The organism is Paenibacillus qinlingensis, from assembly GCF_031455095.1.
GTDB classification, from domain to species: Bacteria; Bacillota; Bacilli; order Paenibacillales; family NBRC-103111; genus Paenibacillus_E; species Paenibacillus_E qinlingensis_A.
On record NZ_JAVDSB010000002.1, the window covers coordinates 469,815 to 481,278 of the forward strand.

Consider the following 11,464-nt stretch of genomic DNA (forward strand, 5'->3'; position numbering starts at 1 on the left):
CCATGAAGTCTTTTTGGACTTCATGGTTTTTTTTTAGGTGGCGCGCACCTTAGGCTATATAAAATATTTATCTCGATTTTCCCTTGGCAGCCGCATGGTAATCGTCGTCCCTATCCCTTCCTTACTTGTAATGACAAGTCCGTAAGATTCCCCAAAAACCATTTGAATACGACGATGTACATTCAGTATTCCCGTACCGCCATCACCAAAGGATTCTGGCCCTTGGTCAAAGGCTAATTTATTCGCACGCAATCTTTCTCTTAGTTCTTCGAGCTTCTCAGATGATAGGCCTAGGCCATTATCCTCCACTGTAATGATGAACTCATTCTCATGAAGCATCGCGTCGATGCGAATAAAGTGATGCGGCGCTATTTTTTTACGAAATGCATGCTCGAAGACGTTTTCAATCAGCGGTTGAAGGGTAAAGCAGACCATCTTTTCCAGCAGTAAACTAGGAGGAATGGCCACATCAATCTCAAATTCGCGATCCATGCGGTGCTTGAGAATCATCATATAATTGCGAATGTGATTGAGTTCATTCACCACGGTAATTTCTTTCAGATTCGTCTGAGAGGCATAGCGCAGCATGTATGCCATGCTGTCTACAATTTCACGGATTTCCCCTGAATCCTGAATGATAGCGTAGCAGTTAATTGTTTCTAGCGTGTTGTAGAGAAAATGTGGATTGATCTGCAGTTGAAGCGCCTGAAACTCGGCACGTTGACGTTCGAGCTGCTGCGTTCGGTACGCTAATTCTGCTTTCTGCTGCTCAAGCTCGGCATGATACACTTTATCAATCATTTCGGATAATCGTGTGACCATGAGGTTATAGCTTCGCGTCAAGAGACCCAATTCATCCAATCGATCCCCGATCGGAATTTGCTGCCAAACCCCGCGCTCCGTCTGCCGCATGCCTTGCTTAAGAATTTGCACGGGACGATGAATCGATTGCGAGAATCGATAAGCCATCCATAATCCGACCAATAAGGTAAGGGCACCCACAGGAATAATGACAGAGCGGATCGCCATAATAGGTTTACGTAATTCTTTTACCGGCAATGATACGACTAATTTCCAGCCTGAGTAAGCCGAACTTCGCCATACATACAAGCGTTCATCCTTCGGATCACCTAACCGTATCGAGCCTTCACCATTTGGTAAAATGGCTTTTGCCACAGTCTGAGTTAATTGCTTTCCCATTAAGCCCTTATCAGGATGGTAGATGAGATTACCCTCTTCATCCACGATAAAAAAGTAACCGTCATCACCAATATCGACTTTTTCCCAAAGCGTAGATAGTTCATTCACATTCACTTCCATCGCAATCAAACCATTGAAATCGTAAGTGGCATATCCCCGAAAAGGACGAACTAACGTGACGACTGACCCTGACTTATCTGGCTTAATCGATGTATGCAAGATAGTCAGCCTAGTCGGATCTTGGATGGATGACATGAGTGTTTCGTACAATTTACTAGGATCCGCAATCGCAAATTCGCCTGTCACGTAGTTGTTATCCAACACATAACGTCCATTCGCTCCTATAATGTAGATCGAGTTCATATGAGGATAATGTAAAAAAGTAGTCTGGATCGCTTTCGTTTTGACCAGATCCGCGTAGTAAACGTACTCATAACTATTCGTCGGTTGAATATCGACAAATCGTTTGACTTCGTCTTGCGTGATCAGAACATTGCTCGCCCGCTCGTAGGATTGCAGATAGAGCTCGGTCTGATGTGCAGTGCTTGTAATAATTTGACTCAGCTGTTTCTCCTGCTGGGCATCTAGGATACGTGAAGCCGTCGAATAGGAAAAGAAACCGATGACCGAGAGAGACACGATAATCACAATGACAAAATAAATAAGCAGTCGAAACGACAGCGACATCCTACGCAGCGTATACATTAGTCAATCCCCAACTTAGCTCTATACTCCGAGGGAGATAATTGGTACAGCTTTTTAAACGATTTGGCAAAGTGTGAATAATCGATATAGCCCACCTCTTCAGCAATATCGCTCATGCGATAATGTGGAATTTCTAGTAAGCTTATCGCCTTCTCCATGCGCTTCTTCATGCGATAGTGTACGAATGTCTCTTGCGTAACTTGTTTAAATAATTGGCTAAAATAGGAGGCATTCAGCCCCAGATGCTTGGCTACCTCTTCTAACGAAACCTCCTCCGTCAAATGCGCATCAATATACGATTTGGCAGCCGCAATGGGGTCAATTAACTTTCCTTTGCGCTTATAATGCAGATCGCTGAACATTTTTCGAATCAGGGTATTAAATTGAAGGAAGGATGCTTCCTCTTCCTTGTCCGCTAACAAAGTTAATGCTTCAACGGTGTTAAATACATACACATCCTTGGCTGCAAGGAACTTATGAATCATTTGCAGACAATCCTGCAGCAATTGCTGAACTTGATCCGAACTCAGTTGAAGGTGCTGGAGGTAATGATGCCATTCTTTTAGCGCAAGCTCTAAGTTCTCTTCTTCAAGAAACCAGATACCTTCGGCAATACGCTCCGTTAATGACTCACATGTCCGAATGGAGAATACAGGTTTAGCCGAATCCCCGCGTCTGCTCTCAATGAGTTTGTCTAGTACTCTTTCAAGCTCTGTTTGGTTGATTGGCTTCAGCAAATATTCTTTTACTCCGTAAGATAGACATTTCTGCGCGTACTGAAACTCACCAAAGCCGGAAATAACGGCAACTTGGATCGGATACTCACGCTCTTGAATTGTCCTGCATAGTTCCAAACCGTCCATATCCGCCATACGAATATCCGTAAGCAGAAAATCGGGCATTTGCTCAGCAATCATCCTAAGCGCTTCCTGACCACTATCCGCTAGTCGGATGGATTCAATTGATCGATTGCTTGCATCAACAAGCTTCAGCAGACCTTTACGGATAATCGGTTCATCATCAACGATGATGAGGTCAAAGGTAGTCTTCATCCTTGTAGCTCCTCCTCGACTCGCACGGTCCCAATTGTAGATCCCCCTGAAATGGTGACAGGAATTGTCATTTGTATGGCATCATGCGCTTTATTCCGATCTACAATGAGTTGATTCAACATGTGAACCGCAGCAGCCCCCATGGCAAGCTTCGGTATGTTGATCATCACCAGCTCTTGTGCCACTTGTGTCGGTAGATACGCCAGATCGTTGTCACTCAAAGCGGCGATACTGAAATCATCTGGGCACGTTCTTCCAATTTGACGAGCCCCCTCTGCAAAAGCGTGCGCCATAGCCGGTTCCTCCATCAGAATTGCAGTTACCCCTGCATCAAGAACGTCCCTGCAAAATGCTGGTGTTATTTCCTGCACAGTCAATTGCCTCTTCATATGGGTAACACTCGAATGGTAATTTTCAGCCAGTGCTGCATGGTACCCCCGCTCGCGATCCTTGGTTGCATCATTATACAACCGATAAAAGAAGCCCGTTTGACGATGCCCAAGTGCCATCATTCTACTAAGAATCGTCTGGGTGCCCCTGAAGTAATCAGCTGCAACATATGAAATGTCGCCATCCGGCACTTCCCTTTTCCCAATAAATACAAATGGATACTCTTCTTTCATAAGTCTAGCTAATTCTTCTTTGTTTTCGAGACCTAACAGAATGGAGCCGTCGGCGATCCGTAAATGATTCAAACCGTTGCGGTAAATACGTCTGACACCTTCCCCGCCATCAGAGCGAGTAAATAGCAGCATATCATAATCGTGCCGGATACAAGCTTCCTCAATACCGACCAAATAAGGATGATAGAACCCATGCTGATCAAGTGGAAAGGCTGAGCCGTTGATGAAAACGCCCATCAACCGGTTCTGCCCCCCGGCAAGCGTCCGAGCCGCAGGGTTAATGACATATCCGAGCTCCTGGATGGCAGCTTGCACTTTCTCACGCGTTTCTTCACTGATGAGGAGATGATCCTTCCCTTGCGGATTCAAAATGATCGAAACCGTGCTCTGCGAGACACCGGCTAATTTCGCCACATCCGCCTGTGTTGGCTGTTTTTTCCTCATGTAGACGTCCCTTTCTCCCATGCCAAAAAAAATGCCACACCCCTAAAATTTTGACATGTTCTTTATTTTCGGATGACGATATAGTTAAATCGTAAGCTATTAATGCGCATTAGTAAAGTGGAATTTCAAACAAAACACCACAAGGGAGCGATGGTCCATGAACGTAACAATGAAGAACTACATGCCTGCTGTGAATGAGCATTTAGAAAAAGATATTGCGCTTAGAGAACTTTATGCATTTGATTTGAATGGTTATTTGGTCGTCGAAGATGCGATTGATCCTGAGGTATTGGAAGCCTTAACCCGTAAAGTTGATGAGATTGAGAAGGAAATTGGGATGACCGTGAATGGCATTCCCTCTGGGGATGATAAACCGAATGCGAAGAATTATCGCCGAAACAATATTATCTTTGAAGATCCTGCCTTCCTAGCAGCGGCCATGAGCCCTAAAGTACTTGCCAAAATTGCTAACTTTATCAAGTATCCTAAGATGAAATCCACTTGGTTGGATTTTAAAGCGCAAGGCGGTGGCATTGGCTTCCATTCTAATCATACGCCTTATACACCAGTTGACGCTTACTTATGTCACAACTATCAAATTCATTGTAATCTCGTTACCGTCTGCTACGCGCTTTGCGATATTCCGCTCGATGGCGCTGCGCTAACTGTTATTCCAGGCAGTCACAAATCCAACTTTCCGCTGCCAACCGATGAGGAGCAAAAAGCGTTTCAAATTCAAGTTCCGATGAAGAAAGGTTCAGCTCTTATTTTTACACATGATATGAACCATGGTTCATTCAATGAACTGCCCTATACGCGCAGAACGATGTTCACCTCCTTCTCAACAGGCTTCTCTGCCCATACACTTGGTGACGATACGCTCTACGATTCACTGTTCGAGCAAGCTCCTGATAACACGTGGGAAAAATACTTCCTGCGCCGTCCCAAAGGCGACCGCGACACGTACCCACAACCGCACCATCGCATCACGGAAGAACCTGGCTTAGGTCAGCTGCGCAAATAAACCCAGGAGGGCATCCGCATGCAACTTCACATAGTAGATATACAGGCAGTGCCTCTTGCAGCCAAATGGGAGCAGCTTTTCGGGGGAATTGAGAATGTGCCCGCCTCCCTGCTTCGGCCTGCTGCTCATTTTCAAAGTGTTCCTCGGCTTGGGCAATTTTCAACCATCGTCTATATTACTGCCAGCGACGGTACCATTGGTATCGGGGAGTGCTGGGGCCTTCCGCTTTCCAGCGTGACAGCGACCATCGTGAACCATTTATTTCGTCCTTTGCTGATTGGACGTGATCCCCGAGACATTGGCCCTATTTGGGAGATGCTCATTAAATCCGCAGAGTCTCTTGGGCATACCAGAGGATTCATGATGGATGCAATTAGCGGTATTGATATAGCCCTCTGGGATCTTGAGGGCAAGCGGCGGGGTCAACCTTTGCATGAAATGGCTGGCGGCAAACTTAGAGACCACATTGCGTGCTATGCGAGTCCAATTCGTTTTAGTGACAATACACAAGACACCATCGACAACGCTCGTGAGTTTACAGATCTAGGCTTTACAGCTGTAAAAGTAAAAGCAGGGCGCACCATCGAGAATGACGCTGCCTACATTGGCGCTATTCGTGAAGCTTTAGGTCCAGATATTCGAATTCTGATTGACTTTAATTGTTCATTTACTGTACAGCAGACGATTGAATTTGCTCGAGAAGTCGAGCAGTACAACATTTTCTGGTTTGAAGAACCGCTGCCGCCTGATCATGTCGATGAGCTTGCCCAAATTCGTAAAGCCATCAATATCCCAGTAAGTACAGGCGAAAATGATTTCTCCGTCCAGAGTTTCCGCTTGCTGGCAGAGAAGGGCGCTGTGGATATTATTAATCCGAATATTACACGATGCGGAGGTATCACCGGTTTGCAGCGGATTCAATCGGTCATTGAACCGCATGGCGTACAAACTGCGCTTCACGGCGTGGGCGCTGGCATCATGATGTCTGCGTCCCTTCATATGATGAGCACACTGCGTAACGGATTGGTTATGGAGTATAACCGATTCCTCAATCCGCTTCGTGAAACCTTGATCGAACCTGCCATTGCTTTTAAAGACGGTCTTCTGCAGGTTCCAGACGGGCCTGGGCTTGGCTGCAGCCTAGTCGAGGAGACTATTCAGACTTTTGCCGTGTTATAAGGGAGCTGATTGCATGTGTAAAACGGTCAAATTCGAATCTAACGTGTGGTCTTCGACTTCATTTCGTGAGCGAAGGTTACCGTATCTCCTCTTCAAGCCAACGTGTGCAACGACCACAGGAACCAAGCTGCCGCTACTATTATATCTGCACGGTGCTGGTTCCAAGGGCGAGAATTTGCAACTTGTTGAGCAATCTGTATTGCCGCAAACACTCGCGGAAACTGGCCTGCCTTTTCCTTGTATTGTAGTCTGTCCACAGTGTCCAGGCTCGCGTAGCGGCTGGCAGCCAGACCTCCTTGGTGAGCTGCTTGATGAGCTTATCACCGCACTACAAATTGATCCCTCTCGCGTATATGCGACAGGGATCAGTATGGGCGGCCGTGGGGTCTATGAGCTTGCCTATGATTATGGGGACAGACTCGCAGCCATTGTGCCTCTCTGCGCTTTTGGCATCCCAAATCTGGCACCACGCTTGCGGCAACTGCCTATCTGGGCTTTTCACGGTGATCAAGATGAGGTGTTGCCTTTCGCTCGCGGACAGGAAATGGCAGAGGCTTTACAAGCCACTGGCTCACCTGCCATCTTTACTCGTTTGGAAGGGTTACATCATGATATTGGTGAGACGGTATATAGATCCAAAGAAATGTGGGAATGGTTGAAGGGGCAACAGCGAACTAAAGAATTCAGCGAATAACCTATAAAAAGCTCCCTACCTTTTATCGAGTAGGGAGCTTGTCTTTCCGATACTCACTTGGAGATACCCCAACCTCTTTTTTAAACATTTTACTAAAATGCTTCTCGTCCCAATAGCCCACCTTCTTCGCGATCATCCCGACGGTAAGCTCCCTAGGATCCTGAAGCAGCCTCTTGGCTTCGGTCATTCGAACCTCTGTCAAGTATTGCACAAAGCCCTTGCCCGTCTCCAACTTGAAAATTCGGCTCAAATAGGAGGAGTTGAATCCTGCCTTTTCCGATAGCCTAGAGATGGACAGCTCCTCCATATAAGAGCTCTCGACCACAGCCTTGAGCTTCTGTACAAGCTGCGTTCCCTGGTGTAATTCCTCTGGGCTTAGTGCGAGCGCATCCGTCGTAGTCGTAAGCTCCAGACCGTTATTCTCAGCATCCAGCTGACTCTTTATTTTGAGAAGAATCTGACGAATCTCTTCCTTATCAATTGGTTTGAGCACATAATCTATGGCTCCGTAGCGAAGAGCTGCTCTAGCATATTGAAATTCGTCATGACCGGACATGAAAATGACAGGAATGGAAATTTGACGGTTGCGCATCTCCTTCAGCAAGGTAATACCGTCCATCTCTGGCATGCGGACATCCGTAATGAGGAGATCGAAATCTTCTTTCTCTAACAACTGAAGTACTTCTAAGCCATCCCTTGCCATGGCTGTAACAATGAAATCCACAGCGCACTTCTCGATGACCTTCTTGAGTCCTTCACACATCCATCGTTCATCATCAGCAATCAGTATGTTATACATGATCGGGAGCCTCCAATTCGATCTTACGGGCAAGAATTAACTCGACGATCGTCCCCTGTCCCACTCGGCTTGCGATACGAATCTTGCCTTGCTGTCCATAATGCAGTCTGATTCGCTGCGCTACATTGAACAGCCCGATGTGTTGATCTTTGCTGAACGGCATATCCGCTTGTTCCATCGATTCGCGCAGTGCTAGCAACCTTGTCTCAGGAATCCCGACACCATCATCGGTTACTCGAACGACGACTTCTTTCCCCCGCTCGAAAATATGAATCCATATATTGCCTCCACCTCTTCGTCCTTCTAATCCATGAACCACAGCGTTTTCGACGATGGGCTGAATGATAAGTTTGACGAGAAGGAAGTCGTCAAGGTGCGGCTCGATGTCCCAATGACATTTGATTTGACCATCGAAGCGTACATCAATAATACTCATATAAGCTCTAACGTGCTCAATTTCGTCCTGCAGCAGGGCGAAGTTGGAACCACTAATGCTATATTTAAACATCTGGGCCAAGCAGGTACTCACCTTCGCTATACTGTCTATGTCGTGCACCTCTGCGATGCAAGTCATCGTATTGAGTGTATTATAGAGAAAATGCGGGTTAATCTGCGCTTGCAGCGCTTTCATTTCGGATTCCCGGCGCAGCAGCTCCAGCGAGTATTCACGAAGTTGAGATGAGGTCACTTCCTGCCTCATCTTGTCCAACTCAACAAGCATATGATTAAATCGCTTGCTCAATCGTCCAATTTCATCCACGCGATCAATCGGAGCACGTACGTTTAAGTTGCCCTGCTCCACCAGCTTCATGCTTACCTCTAACTTTTTAATTGGCTTGGTTATGATCCGACTCGCGACAACAGCTACAGCTGTCATTAGTACAATAGCAAGCAGAACGATAATAAGCAGCACATATTGAACCTTGTACAGCCCCTTGGCAACTTCACCAAACGGGACAACACCGACAATCTTCCAGCCCGTCTGCGGAGAGGTCGTGAAGCCGACCAGGGTCTTCACCCCTTGGTAATTGACCAAGAAATGGCCCGAACGGTTTGCAAATACTTGCTGAAACTCCGGAGATTGCTGCAAGGCTTGCGGATATCTCCCTTGTGGACTGAGCGGTTCTCCTTGCCCCGTGACAGCGAAGACATACCCCGTCTCCCCCAGTTGGATATGGCTGCTCATCTCATCAATCATGTAGGGATCGAAATCAATTAACAACGTCCCTCGTTCTTGAAAATGTGCAAACTCTGTCAACCGTCCAGCATACGTGATGACCGGTTTGCCCTCCATATACGCCTGAGCTCTTAAGGGGAAGAGGTTGAAGCCCTTTCGGGTCTTGAGTGCTTGGAACCAAGAATCGGCTCCGTAGTCATAATCGAATTGGATAACCCGATCGGTCCCGTCATAAACAACAAGTCCGGAGTCATTCACGATGAAGATCCCCGATAGATTGCCCCGCAGAATACCAATAGATCGCAATAATTTACGCGTATCCGCCACCACTTGCAGCGTTTTGTCATCATCCGTCAACTTGGGAAGTCTGAGGAACTCTTGGACATCCCGGTCAAATCGGATAATATTTGCCAACTTCTGCAGTTCCTCCTCGAAGGAAGCGAGTCTCCGCTCTGCCTGAACCGTAATCTCCACGGTATACTCCCCAAGTTCTTCCTCCAGTGCCGAACTGGCGCTCTTCTGATAGATGACCGATGCTATCAGCAGCGGAACTAGACCAACCAAGAAGAACAAAATAAGCAGCTTCCGCGACATGCTGGCATTTCCAATTAATCCTAGCATAATACCCGTCAACCGCTTCATAACTGAAGCCCTGTCTTACCCCTTGACGGAGCCGGCAACCCCTTCAACAAAATAGCGCTGAAAGAGAAGGAAGACGATAATAATAGGCAAAAGTGAGATACTCGATGCTGCAGCCATTCCCGTCCAATCAATGCTATGTTCACCCACAAATTGATACATACCAACTCCCAATGTTCGCAGCTCTGGCTTGTTTAGTGTAAAAATGAGAGGTACCAGGAAGGAATTCCAAGTCCACATAAACTGCATAATCGCTGTCGTTGCAATAATCGGCTTAGATAAAGGAAGCATGACTTGAACAAACGTACGGATGTATCCGCAGCCATCCATTTCCGCAGCCTCCTCCAACTCCTTTGGCAATCCTCGGAAATGAGCCATGAATAGCAAGATGAAGAGGATATGTGCTCCACCCGCTTCCGCTAGGATAACACCATATAGCGTATTATTCAGGCCCAGTGCATTAATTAAAGCATAGACCGGGATGATTGTGTACCCTTTAGGCATAAACATGGTGGCGGTAATCGCGGAAATAATGAACAGCCGTCCCTTGAATTGATAACGTCCCAACGCATAGCCCGTAAGCGAGCACATGAGTATAACAAGCAAGACAACAGAGACGGTGACGATGACCGTATTAAAAAAATAAGTTGAAAATTTCGCCGTCTCCCATGCTCTCGCATAATTGGCGAATTGAAGTTTCTTCGGAAGCAGTGACCATCCGCCCGTCATGTATTCTTGATTCGTTTTCAGCGATGCTGTAATCATCCAGATAAAAGGGTAAATCCATACGACGCCAATGAGAATGAGTAAACTATGGAGTAAATAAATCGGACCTCGCTTGGTGAGCTTCATGCGAATCATCCTCCCGCTTTTATAATTAATGTCTTAATGCGATTTCGATTTACCACCGGTCAGTTTCACCAGCAGCCCTAACCCCATGGAAATGATGAGAACCGCAATTCCGTACCAGATACCGGCAGCCGATGCGAACCCGACTCGCGCTTCCCCGCCGCCGCCAAAGGCATAACGGTAAATGTACACATCCACCATATCCGTGGAAAAGGCAGGACCGCCTTCGGTCATGGATTTCACAAGGTCGAACACATGCAGGGCATTCACCGCCGACAGCAGTAAAATGACACTGCCTACTGGCAGGAGCAGCGGTACCGTAATCATCCGAAACGTCTGAAACACGTTCGCTCCATCGACCTTGGCTGCTTCGAAGATGTCCTTCGGCAGCGATTGCAGCCCGGCGAGCCAGTAGATCATCTTCATGCCGAACGTTTTCCACACGCCTACGAGTAGTATAATGAGCAATGCTGTATCTGTTGAGCCGAGCCAATCTATAGGCTTATCCAGCAGCCCTAAGGAGATAAGAATTTCATTCACCAAACCTTTGTAAGCTCCGAAGATAAAACGCATCACGATGCCAACAACCGCCGTTGTTGTAACAACCGGTAAAAAGTAGATCGCACGGTAGAAGGCGCTTCCCTTCAACCATGACGCATTTAGAATGAGGGCGATAATTAGCGCTAAAGGTACTTGAACGGCTACCATAACCCCCATGAAGATGAAGTTATTTTTAAATGCATTCCAGAAATACGTATCCTTGATCGTCTCCAAGAAGTTCGCGAACCCTACGAAATGCTGGAGCTCACCAACGCCGTTCCAGCGATAAAAGCTGTATACATAGCTCATGACGATCGGATACAGCGTAAAGGCTAGAAACATGAGAATTTGGGGAAGGACGAACACGTAGCACCAGAAAATCTTCCTTCTATGGTACGCAGCCCCCTTTTTAACCGGTACCCCACGTACGGTAGAGGACGCGTTCAGTTGCAATTCATTCATTGTGCATCAGCCTCCTGGACTAAACGATTAATCGATCTGTTGTTTCTATTGTAAACAGACAAAACGGTTGTAAAAAG

10 protein-coding genes are annotated in these 11,464 nt (G+C 46.8%); 3 read left to right on the forward strand and 7 right to left on the reverse strand.

Features of this window, described 5'->3' with window-relative positions; genetic code table 11:
* Window positions 1-54: 54 nt before the first annotated feature.
* The 3 genes from J2736_RS09945 to J2736_RS09955 are packed head-to-tail and all read right to left on the reverse strand — an operon-like array spanning window position 55 to window position 4,024.
* Window positions 55-1,905, reverse strand: a complete 1,851-nt coding sequence (locus tag J2736_RS09945; protein WP_310225979.1) for a sensor histidine kinase — start codon at window positions 1,903-1,905, stop codon at window positions 55-57.
* Entirely contained in the window at window positions 1,905-2,957 is a 1,053-nt protein-coding gene (locus tag J2736_RS09950; protein WP_310225981.1) for a response regulator, read from the reverse strand. The genes J2736_RS09945 and J2736_RS09950 overlap by 1 nt, the downstream gene beginning before the upstream one ends.
* The gene (locus tag J2736_RS09955; protein WP_310225983.1) at window positions 2,954-4,024 is read right to left on the reverse strand and encodes a LacI family DNA-binding transcriptional regulator; all 1,071 of its coding nucleotides are present in this window, start codon (window positions 4,022-4,024) and stop codon (window positions 2,954-2,956) included. Before J2736_RS09955 ends, J2736_RS09950 begins: the two co-directional genes overlap by 4 nt.
* A 157-nt stretch (window positions 4,025-4,181) precedes the next feature.
* On the opposite strand from J2736_RS09955, the gene J2736_RS09960 reads away from it, so the two are divergent.
* The 3 genes from J2736_RS09960 to J2736_RS09970 are packed head-to-tail and all read left to right on the forward strand — an operon-like array spanning window position 4,182 to window position 6,921.
* Entirely contained in the window at window positions 4,182-5,048 is an 867-nt protein-coding gene (locus J2736_RS09960; RefSeq protein WP_310225985.1) for a phytanoyl-CoA dioxygenase family protein, read from the forward strand.
* 18 nt (window positions 5,049-5,066) lie between these two features.
* Window positions 5,067-6,227 (forward strand): mandelate racemase/muconate lactonizing enzyme family protein, encoded by a 1,161-nt coding sequence (locus J2736_RS09965; RefSeq protein ID WP_310225987.1) that lies wholly within the window; start codon window positions 5,067-5,069, stop codon window positions 6,225-6,227.
* A gap of 13 nt (window positions 6,228-6,240) precedes the next feature.
* Window positions 6,241-6,921, forward strand: a complete 681-nt coding sequence (locus J2736_RS09970; protein WP_310225989.1) for a carboxylesterase family protein — start codon at window positions 6,241-6,243, stop codon at window positions 6,919-6,921.
* A 22-nt stretch (window positions 6,922-6,943) separates the two neighbouring features.
* Here the strand turns inward: J2736_RS09970 and J2736_RS09975 are convergent, their stop codons facing one another.
* From J2736_RS09975 to J2736_RS09990, 4 genes are read right to left on the reverse strand one after another with little or no spacing between them, the layout of a single operon-like run.
* Complete coding sequence (locus J2736_RS09975) at window positions 6,944-7,720, reverse strand: response regulator transcription factor (protein WP_310225991.1); 777 nt, start codon at window positions 7,718-7,720, stop codon at window positions 6,944-6,946.
* Window positions 7,713-9,539 (reverse strand): sensor histidine kinase, encoded by a 1,827-nt coding sequence (locus J2736_RS09980; protein ID WP_310225993.1) that lies wholly within the window; start codon window positions 9,537-9,539, stop codon window positions 7,713-7,715. Before J2736_RS09980 ends, J2736_RS09975 begins: the two co-directional genes overlap by 8 nt.
* Before the next feature lie 15 nt (window positions 9,540-9,554).
* Window positions 9,555-10,388, reverse strand: coding sequence for a carbohydrate ABC transporter permease (locus J2736_RS09985; RefSeq protein WP_310225994.1), 834 nt, complete (start codon window positions 10,386-10,388; stop codon window positions 9,555-9,557).
* A gap of 33 nt (window positions 10,389-10,421) precedes the next feature.
* Window positions 10,422-11,387 (reverse strand): carbohydrate ABC transporter permease, encoded by a 966-nt coding sequence (locus J2736_RS09990; protein ID WP_310225996.1) that lies wholly within the window; start codon window positions 11,385-11,387, stop codon window positions 10,422-10,424.
* Window positions 11,388-11,464 lie beyond the last annotated feature (77 nt).